This window comes from Sodalinema gerasimenkoae IPPAS B-353 (genome assembly GCF_009846485.1).
GTDB classification, from domain to species: Bacteria; Cyanobacteriota; Cyanobacteriia; order Cyanobacteriales; family Geitlerinemataceae; genus Sodalinema; species Sodalinema gerasimenkoae.
The window spans coordinates 525,834-545,823 of the sequence record NZ_ML776472.1 but is presented as its reverse complement, the minus strand read 5'-3'; the positions used below and the strand labels follow the sequence as shown (position 1 = coordinate 545,823).

17 protein-coding genes are annotated in these 19,990 nt (G+C 50.9%); 9 read left to right on the top strand and 8 right to left on the bottom strand.

The annotated features are described in order from the left end of the window. Window positions 1-26 precede the first annotated feature (26 nt). The 3 genes from L855_RS02390 to L855_RS02380 all read right to left on the bottom strand — a co-directional run bounded on the left by L855_RS02390 (window position 27) and on the right by L855_RS02380 (window position 2,436). Window positions 27-1,010 (bottom strand): alpha-ketoacid dehydrogenase subunit beta, encoded by a 984-nt coding sequence (locus L855_RS02390; protein WP_159783731.1) that lies wholly within the window; start codon window positions 1,008-1,010, stop codon window positions 27-29. 129 nt (window positions 1,011-1,139) lie between these two features. Further along, a complete protein-coding gene (locus L855_RS02385) occupies window positions 1,140-1,934 on the bottom strand; it encodes a TIGR03943 family putative permease subunit (RefSeq protein ID WP_159783729.1) in 795 nt (264 codons plus the stop codon). A 61-nt stretch (window positions 1,935-1,995) separates the two neighbouring features. Next, on the bottom strand, window positions 1,996-2,436 hold the full coding sequence (locus L855_RS02380) for a hypothetical protein (RefSeq protein ID WP_159783727.1): 441 nt from the start codon (window positions 2,434-2,436) through the stop codon (window positions 1,996-1,998). Window positions 2,437-2,646: 210 nt separating this feature from the next. Between L855_RS02380 and prfB the strand changes: the two genes are divergently transcribed. Then, window positions 2,647-3,781, top strand: a protein-coding gene (gene prfB / locus L855_RS02375) for a peptide chain release factor 2 (protein ID WP_159783725.1) whose coding sequence is annotated in 2 segments (ribosomal slippage) — window positions 2,647-2,718 and window positions 2,720-3,781 — 1,134 coding nt in all. Because the reading frame shifts where the segments join, the coding sequence is not laid out codon by codon here. Between the two features lie 241 nt (window positions 3,782-4,022). Further along, window positions 4,023-4,562, top strand: a complete 540-nt coding sequence (locus tag L855_RS02370; protein WP_159783723.1) for a DUF2459 domain-containing protein — start codon at window positions 4,023-4,025, stop codon at window positions 4,560-4,562. On the opposite strand, the gene psb29 is transcribed toward L855_RS02370, so the two are convergent. The 3 genes from psb29 to hemF all read right to left on the bottom strand — a co-directional run bounded on the left by psb29 (window position 4,559) and on the right by hemF (window position 7,240). Next, window positions 4,559-5,314 carry a photosystem II biogenesis protein Psp29 gene (gene psb29, locus L855_RS02365; protein WP_159783721.1) on the bottom strand — a complete coding sequence of 252 codons (756 nt, stop codon included), beginning with the start codon at window positions 5,312-5,314 and terminating at the stop codon, window positions 4,559-4,561. The two genes, L855_RS02370 and psb29, sit on opposite strands and share 4 nt — an antisense overlap. Window positions 5,315-5,694: 380 nt before the next feature. Further along, entirely contained in the window at window positions 5,695-6,063 is a 369-nt protein-coding gene (locus tag L855_RS02360; RefSeq protein WP_017662097.1) for an STAS domain-containing protein, read from the bottom strand. A gap of 148 nt (window positions 6,064-6,211) precedes the next feature. Continuing rightward, window positions 6,212-7,240, bottom strand: a complete 1,029-nt coding sequence (hemF, locus tag L855_RS02355; RefSeq protein WP_246198686.1) for an oxygen-dependent coproporphyrinogen oxidase — start codon at window positions 7,238-7,240, stop codon at window positions 6,212-6,214. A 321-nt stretch (window positions 7,241-7,561) separates the two neighbouring features. On the opposite strand from hemF, the gene L855_RS02350 reads away from it, so the two are divergent. From L855_RS02350 to L855_RS02335, 4 genes are all read left to right on the top strand, one after another. After that, window positions 7,562-8,653 (top strand): Mrp/NBP35 family ATP-binding protein, encoded by a 1,092-nt coding sequence (locus L855_RS02350; protein WP_246198684.1) that lies wholly within the window; start codon window positions 7,562-7,564, stop codon window positions 8,651-8,653. A gap of 285 nt (window positions 8,654-8,938) precedes the next feature. Then, window positions 8,939-10,168 carry a rod shape-determining protein RodA gene (rodA, locus tag L855_RS02345; protein WP_159783717.1) on the top strand — a complete coding sequence of 410 codons (1,230 nt, stop codon included), beginning with the start codon at window positions 8,939-8,941 and terminating at the stop codon, window positions 10,166-10,168. A gap of 59 nt (window positions 10,169-10,227) precedes the next feature. Then, a complete protein-coding gene (locus L855_RS02340) occupies window positions 10,228-10,419 on the top strand; it encodes an NAD(P)H dehydrogenase subunit NdhS (protein ID WP_068789266.1) in 192 nt (63 codons plus the stop codon). A gap of 107 nt (window positions 10,420-10,526) precedes the next feature. Continuing rightward, entirely contained in the window at window positions 10,527-11,174 is a 648-nt protein-coding gene (locus L855_RS02335) for an HAS-barrel domain-containing protein (RefSeq protein ID WP_159783715.1), read from the top strand. Window positions 11,175-11,196: 22 nt separating this feature from the next. Here L855_RS02335 and L855_RS02330 read toward each other — a convergent pair whose 3' ends face one another. After that, window positions 11,197-12,012 (bottom strand): Uma2 family endonuclease, encoded by an 816-nt coding sequence (locus tag L855_RS02330; RefSeq protein WP_159783713.1) that lies wholly within the window; start codon window positions 12,010-12,012, stop codon window positions 11,197-11,199. A gap of 302 nt (window positions 12,013-12,314) precedes the next feature. Here L855_RS02330 and L855_RS02325 point away from each other — a divergent pair, with 302 nt between their 5' ends. Beyond that, window positions 12,315-13,985 (top strand): hypothetical protein, encoded by a 1,671-nt coding sequence (locus L855_RS02325; protein WP_159783711.1) that lies wholly within the window; start codon window positions 12,315-12,317, stop codon window positions 13,983-13,985. 133 nt (window positions 13,986-14,118) lie between these two features. On the opposite strand, the gene L855_RS02320 is transcribed toward L855_RS02325, so the two are convergent. Then, a complete protein-coding gene (locus tag L855_RS02320; RefSeq protein WP_159783709.1) occupies window positions 14,119-14,433 on the bottom strand; it encodes a hypothetical protein in 315 nt (104 codons plus the stop codon). 487 nt (window positions 14,434-14,920) lie between these two features. On the opposite strand from L855_RS02320, the gene L855_RS02315 reads away from it, so the two are divergent. Both L855_RS02315 and L855_RS02310 read left to right on the top strand, forming a co-directional pair. Beyond that, window positions 14,921-18,721: a PAS domain-containing sensor histidine kinase gene (locus tag L855_RS02315; protein WP_159783707.1), complete on the top strand. Its 3,801-nt coding sequence runs from the start codon at window positions 14,921-14,923 to the stop codon at window positions 18,719-18,721. Between the two features lie 195 nt (window positions 18,722-18,916). Next, entirely contained in the window at window positions 18,917-19,798 is an 882-nt protein-coding gene (locus L855_RS02310; RefSeq protein ID WP_159783705.1) for a sulfotransferase family protein, read from the top strand. The last annotated feature ends 192 nt before the right edge of the window (window positions 19,799-19,990 follow it).

The following is a 19,990-nucleotide window of genomic DNA, read 5'->3' as shown; positions in this document are numbered from 1 at the left end:
AAATCGCAAGTTTTGTTCAATAAACGTCACACCTGCAACGCCACCATTTTCTTAACCGCCTCAACGATTTGGTGAGGTTGAACAATGGTCAAACGTTCGAGGGTTCCGTTATAGGGGGTGGGGATATCCTGGGAGGACAGGCGTAACACCGGTGCGTCGAGTTCATCAAAGAAATGGTCATTGATAGTGGCCGTAATTTCAGCCCCCACTCCGCCGGTTTTCATACATTCTTCCACGACGATAACACGGTGGGTTTTACGAATCGACTCGCCAATGGTGTCTAGGTCATAGGGCTTGAGGGAAATCAAATCAATAATTTCCGGGTCAAACCCTTCTTTTTCTAGGGTTTTCGCCGCTTGGACACAGTGATGACGCATCCGAGAATAGGTTAACAGGGTCACCTGTTCGCCGGGACGCACCACCTCAGCTTTATCAAGAGGGACGATGTAATCCCCATCGGGTAAATCTTCCTTGAGGTTATACAGCAGCACATGTTCAAAGAACAGCACCGGGTTATTGTCGCGAATGGCCGCTTTCAGGAGGCCTTTGGCATTGTAGGGGGTTGAACAGGCGACAATTTTCAGCCCTGGAACGGCCTGAAAATAGGCTTCAAGGCGTTGGGAATGTTCTGCTCCAAGCTGTCGTCCGACTCCACCGGGACCGCGAATGACCATGGGAATCGTAAAGTTTCCGCCGGAGGTGTAGCGCAACATTCCAGCGTTGTTGGCAATTTGGTTAAAGGCCAGCAGGAGAAACCCCATATTCATCCCTTCGATGATGGGACGCAGGCCAGTAATGGCGGCGCCGACGGCCATGCCGGTAAAACTATTCTCGGCGATGGGGGTATCGAGTAAGCGCAGCTCACCATATTTGTCGTAGAGGTCTTTGGTGACTTTATAAGAGCCGCCGTAGTGACCGACATCTTCACCGAGGACGAAAACAGTCTCATCACGAGCCATTTCTTCGTCGATGGCTTGCTTCAAGGCGTTGAAAAATAGGGTTTCTGCCATTGCAACGGGAGTCCGAACTGGGTTATCGATATACGTTGATCCAAGTCATTCTACCCTGAGCGGGGACGGTTTGGACGGCACTGGCAATCGGGGCCGATCGCCGAGGTTGGCCCCGAGGGAAGAATAGGCTTAATAGCCATAGGGATCTGCCGGTTCTGGGATGGGTTCGAGGGTTTCGGCCAGGATGACCACTTGGCGGCGGTCTTCGATGCGATCGGACTTCATTTCGCCCCGAATCCGCAGCCAGCCATCGGGTTCAAACTCCTGGCGGGAGGTTCCAGCGGGCAATTCTACGGGCAACCCCACAGGATAGGCATCGGCGGCACAACAGGTAATCATGAACCGGGCCACAATCATAAGGTTATCGTCCAGGTTGGGGGGATGCACCACAAACCCTTTAACATCCACCGGCTGTCCGGCGTAGGCGTCAGGCTCAGGATAGACGCTGAGGGTTCGTGTCCAATCGACGATGCTGCGGTCTTCGGGGTTGTTGGCGCCTCGGAAGCTTTCGGGTTCGATGCGGGTCATGGAGAGAAAGTCTGTGACCCCCCGTTCGAGAGCGACTTGGCTGGCGAAGGGACGAGGGGTGAAGACGAGGGCAAAACAGGCCGAGGCCAGGAGGAGTCCCGTGCTCCAGCCGGGGGGAAAGAGGCTGATATGTTGTTGTGGGGCTTCGGGGACTCGTCGCCGCGATCGCAGTTGCAGGGCTTTCCAGATGGAAATCAGCAGAAAGAAAAACCCGGCCAGAATACAGAGCCAAGCAAAGGCGGGATGGATGAGAAGCCGCAGTTTGCCGGTTAGCCAATATTGCATCATCACGACGCCCCAGAGGAAGAGGGTAATGATGTCGAGCCAGAGGAGACGGTTATCGGCCTTGGGTTGGCGCGATCGCCCTAAGGGCTTGGTCGGAGAGGGAATCACCATAACAAACGGAGCAGGAACGAAGGAGCAAACAACAGAAATGGGGCCAACACGAGAGGCCCGGTTAAGACAACGCCTCAGTGATTAGCACCAGGGGTTCGAGTTCGTTGTCAGCTTGGGCGGTGGCATGATCAACAATGCGATCGCGAATGGTCTGGGCCATGATGCGATTGATATGGCGCACACTGGCGCGTCCGTCGAGTTGATACATCACTTCATAGACCCGTTGCACTTGGGTTTGACGGGTTTTGGGGTCGGTGATGGTCTTTTTCTTTTTGCGGCTGTACACGGCGGGTTTTTCTGCCCGTCCCCAATAGAGTTTATATATGTCGCGATCGAGATTGGTCACGCAACGGATTCGGGGCAGGGAAGGAATATCCAGGCTCATGCTGCCATCGTCGAGGCGATGAATCTGGAAATAGCCCCAATGCTTTTCTTGGCGTGCGATCGCCCGGTTAATGGCGAGTTTGAGTTGCATCAGGGTATCGTCGGTTTGGAGGGTCATAGGGGAAGGGAACAGGGAACAGGGAACAGGGAACAGGGAACAGGGAACAGAAACAACGTAGGGGCGTACCCTTGTGGTCGCCCTAGGCAATAGGCAAGCTAGCAATTGGGTGTCCCCAATTTTAGCAGTTGGGCGATTTCTTGTCGGATGGGTTGACTGGGTGTGGCACAATGGCGATCGAGACCTTTTTAGAGCATGTTGACCAATTTTATGGAACTGTCGCAATTAAAGCAGGAACTCGAACTGTTGTCGGAACGCCTGGGGAAAACCCAGGAGTATCTTTGACCTCCCTGCACTCAACGCCAAAATTAAGGATTTAGAACAACTGGCAGCTCAGCCGGAGTTTTGGGAGGATGCAGAACAGGCCCAGGGCATTATGCAAGACCTCAATGACCTGAAGTCCAATGTGAGTCAGTATGGCCAGTGGGTCGATAGCTTGGAAAATGCTCAGACAGTTGTGGAACTGCTGGCTGAGGATGATGCCGTGGATGAGAGTTTGATGGCCGAAGCCGTCGAGACCCTCACTCGTTTGAATCGGGAGTTGGAACAATGGGAGTTTCAACAGATGCTCTCGGGTGAGTATGACAAAGGCGGTGCGGTGTTGAGCATCAATGCTGGGGCCGGGGGAACAGACGCTCAGGATTGGGCGGAGATGCTGCTGCGGATGTATACCCGTTGGGGTCAGCAACAAGGCTATCGCGTCGAAACAATGGAACTCTCGGAGGGGGATGAAGCGGGGATTAAGTCCGTCACCCTGGAGATTCGGGGCCGCTATGCCTATGGCTATCTCAAGTCCGAGAAAGGGACTCATCGTTTGGTTCGTATTTCGCCGTTTAACGCCAATGGTAAACGCCAAACCAGTTTTGCTGGGGTGGAAGTGATGCCCATTTTGGATAGTTCCGTTAAGTTGGAGATTCCTGATACGGATTTGGAAATCACCACCTCTCGTTCGGGTGGGAAAGGCGGACAAAATGTCAACAAGGTGGAGACGGCGGTGCGGGTGCTGCACAAGCCCTCTGGCTTAGCGGTACGCTGTACTCAGGAGCGATCGCAGCTTCAGAATAAGGAGAAAGCCCTGGCTTTGCTGAAGGCGAAACTTCTGGTGATTGCTGAGTCCCAACGCTTACAGGAAATTGCCGAGATTCGCGGTGATATGGTCGAAGCCGCCTGGGGCAACCAAATTCGTAACTATGTCTTCCATCCTTATCAGATGGTCAAAGACCTACGCACGGGCGTGGAGACGACTCAGGTGGATGATGTGATGAACGGAGAACTCGATCCGTTTATTGAGGCCTACCTGCGTCAGGAGAATCAACTGGTGGAGCCGGTCGCGGCCCAACCTTAATGTTACAGCAATCGAAGATTGCCTGATTGATACTCTGAGTTGGGAAAGAATCTCCTACCTATTGCCTATTGCCTATTGCCTATTGCCTATTGCCTTCTTGTCCCCTGTTTTTTGTTCGATTTAGACCAACTTTTGCTATATCATGTCAATCCCTAACCCTTGGCAGAACCGGGTTTTCAGGCGTCGAGTCCTGATCGCTGGACTGTTACTGGTTGGGGGACTTTTTCTGGGTTTTCGTCTTTTGGCTCCTATTCCGGCACGAATTATCCCGCCCGCGTCTCCAGAGGCTCCCGTCAAGGTTTGGGTTCTTGGCTCTCCGGTGACGTCCTTGTTCTACCACAACAGTCTAATTTTGCCCGACGACTCGGGGCGGTGGATTGAATATTCCTTTGGCGATCGCGAGGTGTTTGCCTATAATCGGGGGCGACTGATTAACCTAGCCCAAGCCGTGCTATACCCCACTCCCGCCGTCTTGGGGCGACAAACCTTCAACGCGGCCCAGTGGGAGCGTCGAAAACAGCGAAACCAGAATCGGGGTCAACAATTGGCCATGGAGGTGGAGCGTCAACAGGTGCAAGCTCTCCTAGAGGACCTGAACCAACGCTATGAGTCCGCCGATACCGCGCCCCAGTACAACCCTAACGTGGACTTACACTTTGTCCCCGACGCGGAGTCCTACACCGGTTGGCACACCTGTAACCATCTCGTGGCTCGCTGGCTGCGCCAACTCGGCTGTCGAATCCGGGGTTTAGTGTTTTCAGGCCACTTCCGGGTTGACTAGCTGCTCGATTCCGATTCGCTTTTTTCGGGACTGTCCGGTGCAGCCGCCTGTTTCGCCTGGTCGGCTTTCCGTTTGGCTTCTCGTTCGGCTTCCCGTTCAGCTCGTTTTTTGCGATCGGCTTCCAGGATATCCGCCATCACGCTTTGAGCCTGTTCCATTTTCTCCAGGTTGCTCCGATATAGCTCTAAGTCCTTACGTAGCTTCTCATCAGAGACATTAAGCGTTGCCCCCAACTGATTGAGAAGGTCAGCCAGTTCTTTATCACGGCTGAGTAACTCCCCATCTACGGCTTCGATCGCCGACAATAAGCCAATGGCCAGCAGGCGGCAATACTTAAACCCTTCTCCTCGGGCAAACTGAGCCATCTGTTGCCCAAAGGCGTTATCTCCTGAGGTGATGTTCCCCTCAGATGCCAGAGCAAGTAAATCAGCTTGGGAGAGTTGAGCGGCCGCCTCTCGGATGCTGGCGGCATCACGACGATATTGCTCGGGATCGCCTCCAGTGGCTCGACATAGGGCTGTAAAAATGGAGTTCACGTCCGCCTCTGGCCGATAGCCGTTCATGAAGCGATCGAACGCTGAAACAACCCCGAGGGCATAGACCGGATTGTAGGTAAAATCAACATTGACCGAGAGCAAGTGCATCTCGACCATCATCTCTTCGACGACACGACGATACAAGGAATTGATCGGACGTGTGTGAGTTTGATAAAAATCTCGTTTAGTATCGGAGACAGTACGAACGTTATCCACGGGGCGTTAGGGGAAGATTCAAGTTAATTTCCATTGTGACGGCTTGATGACTATTTGCCAAGGGTGAGGCAAGTCAATTGGCCGGAAGCGGTATCAGAGTTGACAGATGTTTGGCGGACGATGTTTAGCAGACGATTGAGACGTCGCAAGCCCCGAAAACAGTCTTCCGGACTCCTGCTAACGACACAACCGACGCTCTTTTGGGATTTCTCCACCTCGCTTCCTGGCTTGCGCCTAAACCCGCGAGAAATCGCTCGTTCAGCTATCTTCAGATGGATCACCGTCGGGGGTGAGACCCTTAGAGGTCAAGCACCGCCATGGCGGGGACACACCCGTTTTGCTGAAACGAGCGACTTGCAGAGCGCGGAAGGATAGCTAGATTAGCTGGCAACGTTACGAGGGACTCCCTCAAGAGCTTCTTCTTCCGTCTCAAAAATTTCAAACACCGAATCCATCATCGTGACTTCAAACACGAGTTTGGCTTCCGGGTGAACATTACAAATTCGGAAACTCCCTTTAACTTTGTCGGCATCCCGCATTCCGGCAACCAACGATGTCAGCCCCGAACTATCAATAAAATTGACCTGTCCGAGATTGACGACGACATGGCGGCTTAGTTTGGAAATGCACTCCTGAAGCTTGAGGCGAAACTGCCAAGCCGTCGTGATATCCAGTCGTCCAGCCGGGGCTAGAACGATGACAGTTGTCCCGTCTTGAGTGGTATGAGTTTTCTGCTCGATGTGGATCACTGACCCTTCCTCGCACTTACTAACAACGGGGATTCGCGCACGGTGAGAAACCGGACTCGGAACACTCCCCTGTTGGCATACACTACCAGATTAGTGACTGTTCAGCTTCACCCCCCACGGAGATTCCCCTCGTTAGTGTCATCCTAACCTAGATTGACTCAGACGTAGCAGTCCAGTTAGCCCAATCTTGGGGTTTGAGAAATTCCTCGTACAGTTGGGCTTCTCGAGTTCCGGGTTCAGGCTCATAGCCATATTCCCAGCGAACTAAGGGGGGAAGAGACATGAGGATGGATTCGGTGCGTCCGTTGGTTTGCAGGCCAAAGATGGTGCCGCGATCATAGACGAGGTTAAATTCGACGTAGCGGCCCCGTCGATAGAGTTGGAAATTGCGCTCGTGGTCTCCATACTCAAGTGGGCGACGACGCTCAACGATAGGTTCGTAGGCGGGGAGGAAGGAATGACCGCAGGATTGGGCTAAGCCAAATAGGGACTCCCAATCACGGGTTTCAATCTCACCGAGTTTGCGACTATAGTCGGCGGCGGGTCCGTCGGCATGGGGGCCGCGATAGAGTTCCCCTTGTCCGTCTTGGTAGTCGAAGAAAATGCCGCCGACGCCTCGGGTTTCTTGGCGATGTTTGAGATAGAAATACTCGTCGCACCAGCGTTTGAAGACGGGATAGTATTCGCTGTGGTGGCGATCGCAGGAGGTTTTCAGGGTTTTATGAAAATGCGCGGCATCCTCGGGGAAGGGATAGTAGGGGGTTAAATCTGCACCACCGCCAAACCACCAGACGGGACCGGCTTCAAAGTAGCGATAGTTGAGGTGAACGGTGGGAATGTAGGGACTGCGGGGATGCAGCACCATGGAGGTTCCGGTGGCGTAGAAGCCATGACCTTCGGCTTCGGGCCGTTGTTTGAGAATCGAGGGGGGGAGTTTGTCGCCAAAAACTTCTGAGAAGTTCACCCCTCCCTGTTCAAACACATTCCCCTCGCGAATCACCCGCGATCGCCCGCCACCGCCTTCGGGACGCTCCCACATATCTTCCCGAAACTGACCGCCGCCATCAATGCGTTCTAACCCCGCACAGATGCTCTCTTGCAGGTCTTTCATGAAGGCACTAATGCGGGACTGGGAATCCTCCGGGGGACGAGTGGAGGTTGGAGAGACCGGAGGCATTGATGTTGAACTCATGCTTTTTTATTAAGAAAAATTGCGATAAATTACAAAGTGTGACGAAATCCGCGATCGCCCAAGAGTGAGCGACTCCAAAGGCGGGTGCTAAGCTGTCATCGTATCAGGTGATCTCAGGGGAATCCCTGTCAATGCTAGGCTAGAGGTGAAGGCCACCCCGCATTATAGAAGAATGGTCCTGAACTTTTTTATCGTTGTTCAAAAATGTATAGTTTTAATAATAAAACTATACAAGGCTGAATCGTTCCCGTAAGCCATCCGTCTTGCCATCGATACTGCTAACCCCTAACCCAAGAGGAGACATCTGTGAACTTGACGTCGAGCAATGCACTGACCCCAGAAGCCGTTTTAAAGGTACTACAGCCGGTTCAAGATCCCGAACTCAATAAAAGCCTGGTGGACTTGAACATGATCCGTCACGTGCAAATTGACGGTGGACTGGTCAGTTTTACCCTAGTCCTAACAACCCCCGCCTGTCCTCTCCGGGAGTTTATTGTCGAGGATTGTGAGAAAGCCGTGCGGACTCTTCCTGGTGTGGAGGAAGTGAAGGTAGAGGTGACCGCCGAAACCCCCAAACAACCCTCGCTCCCCGATCGCCAAGGAATTGATGGCGTTAAAAACATTATCGCCGTCTCCAGTGGTAAAGGAGGGGTCGGTAAAACCAGCGTCGCCGTTAATATGGCCGTCGCCCTAGCCCAAACCGGGGCTAAAGTCGGACTTCTCGACGCCGATATCTATGGCCCCAACGGTCCCAATATGCTGGGGCTTGGAGATGCCAAGGTTATGGTGCGAGAAGGAGCCGATGGTAAGGAGGTGTTAGAACCCGCCTTCAACCATGGGGTGAAACTGGTCTCGATGGCCTTTTTGATTGACAAAGATCAGCCGGTCATTTGGCGCGGCCCGATGCTCAATGGGGTGATTCGTCAATTCCTCTATCAGGTGCAATGGGGAGAATTAGACTATCTGATTGTGGATATGCCCCCAGGAACCGGGGATGCCCAGTTAACCCTGGCACAAGCCGTTCCCATGGCGGGGGTAGTGATTGTCACCACGCCGCAAACGGTGGCTCTGCTGGACTCCCGTAAGGGCTTAAAAATGTTTGAACAGCTAGGGGTTCCCGTCTTGGGCATCATCGAAAATATGAGCTATTTCATCCCCCCCGACCTCCCCGATCGCCAGTATGATATTTTCGGGTCTGGAGGCGGCGAGAAAACGGCCAAGGAATTAAATGTGCCACTATTGGGGCGAGTTCCTCTAGAAATTCCCCTGCGGGAAGGAGGAGACGAGGGGATTCCCATTGTCGTCTCGCAGCCCGAGTCTGCCTCAGCCCAGGCACTCATTAACGCAGCCAAACAGTTAGCGGCCAAGGTCTCTGTGGCCGCGTTTGCGAACCGATAAGAGAGGCAAGAGGCAAAAGGCAAGAGGCAAAAGGCAAGAGGCAAAAGGCAAAAGGCAAGAGGCAAGAGGCAAGAGGGGGGAATCCATCTCTGTTTCATCCTCTGTGTCCTCGGGCAGCCACAGCTCGGCTATCGCTCGCTGACCGCAAGGGCGTGCCCCTACGTGGTTCTCTACCGGCTACTGCCTACTGCCTACTGCCTACTGCCTACTGCCTACTGCCTACTGCCTACTGCCTACTGCCTTCTTCTCCCTGTTCTCCATTTTCCGCAACAATCCAGCCCCCCTATGCTGAACCGCAATTGGCTACAAGCTTGGCAGTCCATTGATTGGACATTACTCATTCTAAGTATTGGTTTAACCGTCTATGCCGGCATTGTGATTCGCAGTAGCCAGCTTAATTTGGAGTACACCGATTGGTGGCAACATTGGCTGACAGGGTCTATTGGTTTGGTCTTGGCCTTGACGATCGCCCGCTGGCGTTATGAAAACCTGATCCAATGGACATGGATTATTTATGTGCTGACCAATTTGTCGCTGATTGCGGTGATTTTCTTGGGAACCACGGCCTTGGGGGCCCAACGCTGGATTACCATTGGTGGCTTTAATATTCAGCCCTCGGAATTTGCCAAGTTGGGGCTAATTATTACCCTGGCGACGATGTTGGAAGGACGAACGGCGGCGAGCTTCCCCACAGTGTTGAAAAGTTTGGCAGTAACGACGATTCCTTGGGCCTTGGTGTTTTTGCAGCCGGATTTAGGAACGTCGTTAGTGTTTGGGGCGGTTACCCTGGGAATGCTCTATTGGGCGAATGCCAATCCCGGCTGGTTGTTGCTGTTGGTGTCGCCGATGATTTCGGCGATTCTGTTCAGTTTGTTGCTTCCCGTGTGGTTTATTTGGGTGGCTGGCATGGGGGTGTTGGCCTGGCTGACAATTCCCGGACGCTGGTTTGGGGCGATCGCCGCGTTGACGGTGAATCTGGTGTCAGGCCGCTTAGGAGAAGTGCTCTGGAATCTGCTCAAACCCTATCAGAAAGACCGGATTGTACTATTTCTCGATCCCAGTCGCGATCCCCTCGGAGGTGGCTATCACTTGATTCAATCTCGTATTGCCATCGGTTCGGGGGAACTTTGGGGGCGCGGTTTTGGCCAGGGCACCCAAACCCAAGGGGGATTTATTCCTGAGCAACATACTGACTTTATTTTTGCAGCAGTTGGGGAGGAATGGGGCTTTGTGGGGGCGATCGCCGTCTTGTTTGTCTTTTGGCTGATTTGTTTGCGCCTGATTATTATTGCCCAAACAGCGAAGGATAATTTTGGCTCGTTATTAGCGGTGGGGGTGTTGTCGATGGTGGTGTTCCAGGTCATCATCAATGTCAGCATGACCATTGGCTTGGCACCAGTGACGGGGATTCCACTCCCCTGGCTTAGTTATGGGCGATCGGCCCTGCTAACGAATTTTTTGGCGGTGGGGTTAGTTGAATCAGTCAATAATCACCGCCAGCGGTTGAAGTTTTAGCGGGGGCGCTGTGGTGGGCTAGAATCGGAATGGTGAATTAGCGAAAAGACTGAAGACTTATGATTCTGCCTGGCTCGGCTGTAGAAGTGATTAACCCTGAAGATACCTATTACCGCTTTACAGGCTCGGTGCAACGGGTCAGCGATGGGAAGGCGGCAGTCTTGTTTGAGGGGGGCAATTGGGATCACTCGGTGACCTTTTTACTCTCGGAGTTGGAGTTAGTGGATGCCAAGGCGGGACGCAAAAAGTAGGGGCGAACCGCAAGTGGCGCGCCCTCTTCTGATGGGGCGAACCCTTGCGGTCGGCGAGCGATCGCCGAGCCGTGGTTGCCCGGCTTTTGGTCTCTCTAGGATAGAGTATGGTTCGTTTACCCCTACCCCAGTTTTCAGAGAATCCCGGCGATCGCGGCGATCGCTTTGCGGAGGTGATCGAGACGGCCACAACCGAGTTTCTGGCCCAATGTCTTGATGGGGATGAGTTACGCTTCCCGACAATGCCCCCGTTTGGCAGTTGGGTGAAGGCGATCGATGAGGAGTCGGGCAATCCCATTTATGGGGTGGTCTATCATGCCACAACCACCCCCATTGATTCAGTGCATCGGGCCCAAGCCTTGGGGATGTCTCTGGAGGAGTTACGCGATCGCCAACCCCAGATTTTCGCCATGTTAAAGACGGAATTTCGGGCGGCGATCGTGGGCTTTGTGGTGCCGGAGTCGGGCCAGGTGTATCAATATTTGCCCCCGCGTCCTCCCCAGATTCACCAAGGGGTGGCCTATTGCACCCCAGAAGAGGTGATTCACTTCAGCGAGGGGTTAGACTTCCTGCGGACGCTGTTAGAAGTCACGAATGCACCGGTTGAGGCGTTAACGGCGGCGGCGATTCGCGAGATTTACCAAATTCGCAAAACGGAACGGGACTGGTTAGTCCGGGCGGGACGAACTCTCAGTTTGCTGCTCAAGGACGACTACGATCGCCTACGCTTGATTCTCGGACAAATCCATCCTTAGATAGTATCTTCAATCAGACTCATTAACCGTTCAATGGGTCAATCCCCTGGGCCCGCAACAACTCCGCCAGTCGTTCGGCCCGTTGGCGTTCCTGCTGTAATTCAACCTCAGCTTGTTCCGCTCGCTGGCGTTCTGTTTCCGCCCGCTGGCGTTCGATTCTAGCCTGTTCATTTCCGGTTAATAGCAAATTCCCCTGATTATCCCACCAACGCAGCCAAGGCAATTCTACGTTGGCATACTGGCCCTGCCAAATTCCTAATTCAACCCCCATCGGGTCAATGGGGTAATGACCCCGTTCATTGGCCGCCACAACCTCATAATGATTGGCAACGAGGCGATAGACCTCTACATTGGCGTTACGGACTTCATAGATGGCATAAAACGCCGGACGGATAATTTGCTCATAGACCCAAAACTTGCCCGGTTTTTGGCGGTCTCCAGATAGTTCAGCGACGGGGGTGCGATCGCGTTCTTCGGAACCATCCCCTGAGACAAATTCAATAGCAATCAAAGGGGGAATATACTCCTGCCATAACACATACGAACGCCTTAATTGTCCATCAAGACTGGGCGGAACGTTCGGAACATAAAACCAGTCGGGACATTCCGCGCCCCGTTCTGGGGGTTCAGTTAGTCGCCAATAAATTCCACAATCTTGACCGATGGCGTACTGGTGGTCTGGATGCAGGCGATCGAGGGTTGTCCCGATGGAATCCGTCAGTAAACTACTTTGGGGATGCTCCTGAAAGTTTTTCACGAAAGTACCATCGGAGTCGGGGAGTTGGGTATGGTCGGGAAGGCTGGTAATTCCCAATTCAGAGGATTTGGCGATGGTCATATAGCAAAAGTTGGTCTGAATAGGACAAAAAACAGGGGACAAGAAGGCAACAGGCAACAGGCAACAGGTGGGGGATTTTCTTCCAACTCAGAGTGTCAATCGGGCAGTCTTCAATTGCTATAGTCACTCAGTTCTCATCGCAGGTTATGACCGCTAGTTTAGCAGTTTGCCACCGGATCATCATGCTGCGTAAGCAACTCGGGTGGCGACGGGGTTTCTCTGAAGGCTAATCGATGCAACGGCGATCCTTACCTGGCTGTGCGAAGATAGCAGCAAATCGTCTCTATCGCCCCTAATTCTTCATGAGAGAGCAATTCGCCCAACAGGCCCTAGCCCAACTCCCGAAAATCCTGACTCAGCTCGATCGCAACCCCCATAGCCCCACCTACGGTTGTTTCGATCGCAACTTCTGGCACTATAAAATCATCGACTTCCCCAGTGGGATGTCTCAGGAGTTCGTCTATCCCCTAGCCTTGGCCTACTCCCTCGACATTCCCGATAACCCCTATTATCAAAAACCCATCCTCAGAGAATGGGGCGAAGCGGCGTTAATATATATGTTAACCAGCGCCCACCGAGACGGCTCTTGTGATGATTACTTCCCTTTTGAACGAGCCGGAGGGGCCACAGCCTTCTCCCTCTTAGCAGGGTTAGAAAGTTACCAACTCCTGCAACTGGACAACTACAAAGTTCTCAAATTCTTTGAAAAACGGGCCGACTGGCTCTCCCATCACAACGAAAGCGGCCAACTCACCAATCACCAAGCCCTGATTGTTCTTTGCTTAGAACTGGCTTCAGGGCTACTACAACAACCCTCGAAGTGGGCCCGCGCCAAATCTCGCCGCTTAGACCGGGTTTTAGAATGGCAAAGTGAGGAAGGCTGGTTTAAGGAGTATGAAGGCTGTGATCCTGGCTATCATACCCTGACCATTTGGTGTTTAGCGAGACTGGAACAGGTGCGATCGCACCCTGATGACCGACTGCGAGAGGCCCTCACCCGGGCCGTGCAGTTAGCGGGCCAGTTCATCCATCCCGACGGCACCTTTGGCGGCGAATACGGCAGCCGCAACACCTACAACTTCTTCCCCCATGGCTTTGAACTGGTGGGCCGATGGATGCCCTCAGCCTTGAGTATTAATGATCGCTTCGGGCAAGGCCTGGCCAAGGGACTCGGTCCCTGCTACGCCGACGATCACATTGTCGGCCATCATACCTGGAATTATCTCCTGGCCTGGCGTGATTTTGTCGGCGATCGCCCCCCTCTTCCCCCCCGCCGAGTGGGACGCACCTACCTCGAAGAAGCCCAAATCCTCATCGACCGTCGCACCAGTCTTCCCCCCCTTCCCCAAAACGCAGCAGCCGACGCGCTCCCCGTTGATGCTAAGACCCCCAAGGAGGCCACCGTTGAACTCTACATCGCCCTCAACAAAGGAGGAACCTTTAAACTTTTCCGAGATGGTCAACTCGCAGCTTCTGATACACAAATCTCTCTAAATGTCAAGTCTGGGCGCAAACTTAAAACGGCCGTGGGGCATCTCGTGGGGCAGTATGACACAGACATTCAAGTCCACGAGATGACCGTGATGGGAAATCTCGGCTGGGCCAAACAGCCACAGATGACCCCATTCAAGCTGATGCTGTTGCGAGTGGTCATGCTCAGTGGTGGGCGTTTCTTCCCGAACCTGATTCGGCGTATCTTGCAAGGGATGTTGATTACCGGCAAGAAACCGGCGCCCTATCAACTCAAGCGGCGATTTAGTTGGGAAAATGGACAATGGGTGGTGACCGACGAACTCACCGGCAGTTCCTGGCAAGATGTGGTTTCGGCAGGGATTGGTTGCGATCAGACGTCAATTTATGTGGTGATGAGTCGCACCTTCTCCCTGAATCAATTACGCTCTTGGATTGACCTAACCGCCGCTATTGAGCAGCTTCCGAACAAGGCCCCGCTACGGTTAGAACGAAAACTCTAGGGAATCGAACAAGGAGGACGGGAGACAGAGCCTCCCCAGAGGCGTTCCCCCACAGAGCCAGGGAACGAGGCGTAGGGATAGGTTTTTCCCTGTTCCGGTGTTCCCTGTTCCCTGTTCTGGTGTTCCCTTCCCCCTACGCAAACTTCTCAATCCGGCGTTTATAGCGCAAATCAGCTTTAGCGTAGAGTTCCCGGAGTTGCACAGTGCGCTCTTTCCAGGCATTGAGGGTGTTCACATCTGGGGATTTGAGATAAGCTTGGAAAGCTTGACGCTCAGCCTCCATCAACCGCTGACAGAGGTTAACCGCTTCAACCACCAGGGCATGAGCCTGTTGACCGGGTTTAGCATTGGGGTTGAATGACTTGTAGAGATATTGCACAAAGTCAATCACCATAAAGCTGCCAACCAGGCCCGGAATGGCAATAATCAGAAATTTAAGTTGGTTCATAGCACAGCCGCAGAAATTTATCAACTAAATCAAGAGTACCACCATCTCTGAGAGCAGGAAAGTGATCACCATTATTCAGGGGATCTCCCCCAACCTGGGGACTACGGCCCTCGGCCGACAAAAATGCCCGTAAATATACTTAAGAGGGTCTACAGTCAACAAGGCGGTAGATTAACTTACACATAATAGGTTAATCTACCGCCTTATCTAATAGATCGACTTGGTTTGTCCAGTACAATCAAAATTGTTATTGTTGTTAAACTTTGACCTAGTGATGTGATTTAATCAGTCTTTAAAAGCCGGTATTAGACCTGGAATCATTCCATAGATAGATTTTTGCGGAATCGGCTCTTTGTTAAAATCGTTGACTGGGTTACCCCACTTTGTCGAATCAAGGATGATTGAATTTGTAAAAAGTTATTTTTTGGTGCTAAGCTTAATTGATAAATAATCGAGTCAAACTGGAAAAGTTACCAGTCATGCCCTCATGCTGTTTCCCCATCAAGTTCATTGTGAAGTGGAGTCTAAGGTAAGCTTAGAAATTGAAACCCCTAGGATGATACTTTGGGACGATCGCCCGACCATTACGAATTCTCAGGCGTTTCAGTCTCTCCTCAATGCTACCTTTGATGCCATCCTTATTGCTAATGATGAGGGCCACTATGTTGAGGCTAACCCCGCGGCCTGTCAGTTGTTTGGATTACAGCATGAGCAACTTGTAGGACGCTCTATCCGCGACTTCGTTGCGGCTGACTTTGATGTTCACAAGGGCTGGCAGACATTTTTAGCCCAAGGCCAGGATCACGGTGAGTTTTGTCTCATTCGAGGCGATGGGACAGTGCGCCAAGTTGAATATACCGCCACTGCCAACTTCGTCCCCCATCGCCACCTGTCAATTTTTCGAGATGTGACGCCGCAAAAAGCAGCCCAAACCCAAATTCGTACCCTTTGTAATGCCCTGAGTCACGCTAGGGCCAACCGGAAGAACGAGTCTGAGGCAATCCCCCATACCTCACCGGCCGATGGACAGTATCGTCTCCAGCAAATTGCCCATCACATTCCGGGAGTGATGTACCAATTTTGCCTCGAACCCGATGGAACCATGTACTTTCCCTATGTCAGCGAGGGAACACAAAGCATCTATGGTATCAGTCCTGAAACCGTAGAGGAAAATTGTAATGTCGTGTTTGAGATCATTCACCCCGAGGATTTGCCCTACGTCAGTCAATCCATCTTCGAGTCCGCCAAACATCTCAGCCCCTGGTATTGCGAATATCGTATTAATCATCCTAATGGCAGTCAACTCTGGCTCGTTGGGAATGCTACACCACAGCAGGATGACAACGGTAGAATTATTTGGTACGGCTACATTCAAGACATCACCGACCAAAAAGTCAGCCAACTGATTCTGCAAGCTAGCGAAAATAAGTTTCGTAATGTCATCGAGAATATCAATGACATGGTATTTACCATTGACCCTGATGGAACCTTTGGCTACGTTAGCCCTGCCTTTAAGAACATTATGGGCTATGAGCCTACGGATTTATCCAATCAGCTCTTTTCCATCTTTATCTATCCCGAAGACTTACAGATTTGTCTGGATAAGTTTGAATCCGTCCTCAATGGAGAAAAGGTCGAGGATCTTGAGTGCCGAATCAGGCATGAGGATGGTCATTATTACTGGCATCGGTCAAACCTTTCACCGCTTCACAGCCAAGACGGTGATGTCGAGTCTTGCTTAGGTATTGCCAGCTATATTGACAATCGTAAACAGTCCGAAATTGCCCTGCGAGAAAGCAAGGCCCGTTTAGATTTTTTACTTCAAGGGGTTGGGGACGGAATTTGGGACTGGAATATGCAAACCAATACCATTAACTATTCTCCCGAATGGCTGATTCTTTTGGGCTGTGATGCCAATCAGCCAACCCAAAACAAAGCCGAGGAGTGGGAGAATCGCCTGCATCCTGACGATAGAGATATGGCGCATCAGGATATGGCGCGCTATCTAAAAGGAGAAACTCCCTATTATCAAAGTGAACATCGGCTGCGTTGTGAAGATGGAACCTATAAGTGGATTTTGTCTCGTGGACAGGTCATCGAGCGAGATGAGCAGGGAAACCCGGTTCAGTTCATTGGCTTATTTAGTGATATTTCTGAGCGTAAAGCCAATGAAGCGGCTCTGGAAAACCTAACCAATCAACTCAAACAAGCGCAGCAAGTGGCTCATATTGGTCACTGGTCTTTTGACTTGAAAACTCAAAAACTGTCTTGGTCAGATCAGGTATTTCGTATTTTTGGCATTAGTCCTAACGAACCCGAACCTACCTTTACGGAGCATCTTCGACAGATTCATCCTGAGGATCAGTATATATTTGAAAAACGTCTGGTTGAGGCAGCATTGGGAATTCCTCAAAACTTTGATTACCGGGGAGTTCGTCCTAATGGAGAAGTACGCTATATCAATAGTCGTCTTGAGTTAGAGTTTCATCAGGGCCAGGTGGTGCAAATTTTTGGTACTGCCATGGATGTGACTGAACGCAAGGTTGCCGAACTCGAATTGGAGCGATTTTTTACCGTCGGGTTAGACTTGCTCTGCATTGCTGATACGAGCGGTCGTTTTCATCGCCTAAACCGGGCTTGGGAAGAAACCTTAGGCTATAACCTGAATGAACTAAAACAACAATCCTTCTTAGAGTTTGTCCATCCCGAAGATGTTGAAGCAACCTTAGAGGCAGTTGCTGAGTTAAGGAATAACAAGGAAGTCACTCGATTTGTAAACCGCTATCGTGATAAACAAGGCAGCTATCATTATCTCGAATGGGTATCGGCTCCGTATGGAGAGGTTATTTATGCTGCTGCAAGAGATATCACGTCACGTTTACAAGTCGAAGCCGCACTTAAGTCATTAGCCAGTCGAAGTCAACTGTTAAATTCAATTAGTGATGAAATTCGTAATTCTCTCGACTTGAATACGATTTTGCAAAATGCAGTTAATGCAATTGTGGCAGAGCTTCAGGTCAATATTTGTACCTTCGGCTGGTATGACGGTCAGGTAGATCCCCCCCAATGGCAGGTTTCCAAGGAGCAAAAGAACTCAGAACTGGCGAGTTGGATAGGTGTGTATCACCTCGATGAGTTCCCTAAGTTCTTGGAACATGTTCTAAATGAAGAACCTTATCAAGTTGACATTGAAGACTCTCAAGACTATGAATTGACAAGATTTTGTAAAGAGTCAGGCGTTGCAACCTATTTACTACTCCCCCTTCATACTACTGGGGGAAAAATTGGTGGGTTTGAAATGGGGCGTATTTCTAGAGATCGCCTCTGGGAAGAGGATGAAATTGATATATTAAACAGCATTGTCAATCAGGTGACGATCGCCATTCAACAAGCTCAACTCTATGAAGACTCTCAACAAAAAACTCAGGCCCTTGAGAACGCCTATCGGGAACTGCAAGAGACGCAAGTCCAACTGATTCAAGCCGAAAAAATGTCCAGTTTAGGCCAGTTAGTGGGAGGGGTTGCCCATGAGCTGAATAATCCGGTTAGTTTTGTCTATGGCAACCTGGCTCATGTCGCAGACTATGCTCAGGACTTACTGCATCTACTGAATCGCTATCAAGATATTTATGGGACTTCGGACGCGGCGATCGCCGATTGTATTGAGGAGATTGACTTAGACTTCTTGATGGAAGATTTCCCAAAAACCATTAACTCCATGAAAGTCGGGGCGGAGCGTATCCGGGATATCGTCAAGTCCTTACGAACCTTCTCCCGTTTGGATGAGGCGGATTTTAAGGAGGTGAATCTACACGAGAACTTAGATAGCACTTTGCTGATTCTGCAAAATCGCCTCAATGGCCGAGGGGGAACCCCAGAAATTGAAGTTATCAAGGACTATGGGAACTTACCAAAGGTCGCCTGCTACAGTGGCTTGCTCAATCAAGTCTTTATGAATCTCCTCATCAACGCCATTGATGCGATCGAGGAACAGCGGCATTGCGGAGTAGCGGACAGAACGTCAGACTATCATGGCCGACTCGTCCTCTCAACTCGCTTGGAGGGAGAGATGATCTCGATTCAGATTGAAGATAATGGCATTGGTATCCTCCCTCAGGTTCAGGAGAAAATTTTTAATCCCTTCTTTACCACCAAACCCATTGGTTCGGGAACAGGGATGGGACTCTCAACTAGCTATCAGATTATCACCCAGAATCACAAGGGGCAGCTCTACTGTACCTCGGTTCCTGGCCAAGGGAGCTGCTTTATGATTCGCCTTCCCCGTTGACGGCTTCGACTACGAGATAGTCCTCGATCGCTATCAGCCAAGATGCGTTCTCGATGCTCTGCGGAACACTCCAAACTCAGCCCAGGTAACGTTTTTGATGAATTTACTGACGATTCTCAAAAATTTGTTATAGTCTAAGTGTCTTTCCGCAGAATCTATCCCAACTCTTGCTATCTATCCCCGCCTATCTCAACTATGAACAGTCCCCATTTTATTGTTGTTGGTGCTCACAAATCTGGAACTTCGTCATTGCACACCTATTTAAACCAGCATCCAGAGATTTGCTTACCCCCTAAAAAAGGACTAGATCTTCTCTCTCGCCGGAATTTCAAAGAACTTGAGGAAGCAAGAGAATATCTCAGTCAATTTGAGGAAGCTGAATCGGGTCAAGTGTTGGGTGAAGTTTCTAGTGTTTATCTACATGGAGGACAAAAGTTTGTTGAGAAACTCAAACACCTATTCCCAGAGATAAAAATTATTGCAATTCTCAGAAATCCCATTGAGAGGGCCTATTCTCATGCCCTTTGGGATCATCGTAATCACGCTTACACTCAAGATGAACTCGATAATCTTGACCAGTATTTTCATCAGTCGATTATGACATCGACAAAATTTCTCATACCGGGACAGTATCATACCCACCTTCAAACCTATTTGTCGCACTTTGATCGCGGTCAAATCAAGCTTTTTCGTCATGAAGATTTCATCAAAAATTCAGATGATTTTTTTGCCGAGATCTTCGACTTTGTTGGGGTTGATCCAACGTTTCACCCAGATATGTCATCACGGCTCCATGTTGGCTCTGTTCAGTTGTCTAACCCCTACAGAACCCTGTTGAAACAAGGTGAATCAATGAGGTCGGTGGTCAAGCTTTTTATGCCTAAGGCAATGCGTCAATTCATTCGAGATAAGCTATATGCCAAGAGCTATGCACCGAAACCATTGATGTCTAAGGATCTTAGGCTTGAGCTAATCAACTATTTTCATGATGAAGTGATTCACTTGCAAGAACTGACAGGATTGGAGGTGTCCCATTGGCTCAAGATGCCAGAGAGCGAATCTGCAAGCGGCAGTTAGGGAGATAGGGGGGATGAGGCTGCATACAGGGGGCCTGCGGGGAATCAACCATTCCCTGATGCCCTTAGGAACGCCCCAAACCCAGTCTAGGTAACGTTTTCAGTGAATTTACTGACAAACCCAAAAAAGAGTGTTATACTCTATGTAGATTTACGCAAGGTTTACAGGAGGGCGTAATCGTTAACCGCTAAC

Bases quoted from the DNA above. Each gene is read 5' to 3' on its own strand.
- L855_RS02310 (WP_159783705.1), top strand. From the start codon at position 18,917: ATGAACAGTCCCCATTTTATTGTTGTTGGTGCTCACAAATCTGGAACT.
- L855_RS02330 (WP_159783713.1), bottom strand. From the start codon at position 12,012: ATGACCATCGCCAAATCCTCTGAATTGGGAATTACCAGCCTTCCCGAC.
- L855_RS02385 (WP_159783729.1), bottom strand. From the start codon at position 1,934: ATGGTGATTCCCTCTCCGACCAAGCCCTTAGGGCGATCGCGCCAACCC.
- rodA (WP_159783717.1), top strand. From the start codon at position 8,939: ATGCTGAACCGCAATTGGCTACAAGCTTGGCAGTCCATTGATTGGACA.
- L855_RS02315 (WP_159783707.1), top strand. From the start codon at position 14,921: ATGCTGTTTCCCCATCAAGTTCATTGTGAAGTGGAGTCTAAGGTAAGC.
- L855_RS02380 (WP_159783727.1), bottom strand. From the start codon at position 2,436: ATGACCCTCCAAACCGACGATACCCTGATGCAACTCAAACTCGCCATT.
- hemF (WP_246198686.1), bottom strand. From the start codon at position 7,240: ATGCCTCCGGTCTCTCCAACCTCCACTCGTCCCCCGGAGGATTCCCAG.
- L855_RS02390 (WP_159783731.1), bottom strand. From the start codon at position 1,010: ATGGCAGAAACCCTATTTTTCAACGCCTTGAAGCAAGCCATCGACGAA.
- L855_RS02335 (WP_159783715.1), top strand. From the start codon at position 10,527: ATGGTTCGTTTACCCCTACCCCAGTTTTCAGAGAATCCCGGCGATCGC.
- L855_RS02320 (WP_159783709.1), bottom strand. From the start codon at position 14,433: ATGAACCAACTTAAATTTCTGATTATTGCCATTCCGGGCCTGGTTGGC.
- L855_RS02340 (WP_068789266.1), top strand. From the start codon at position 10,228: ATGATTCTGCCTGGCTCGGCTGTAGAAGTGATTAACCCTGAAGATACC.
- L855_RS02325 (WP_159783711.1), top strand. From the start codon at position 12,315: ATGAGAGAGCAATTCGCCCAACAGGCCCTAGCCCAACTCCCGAAAATC.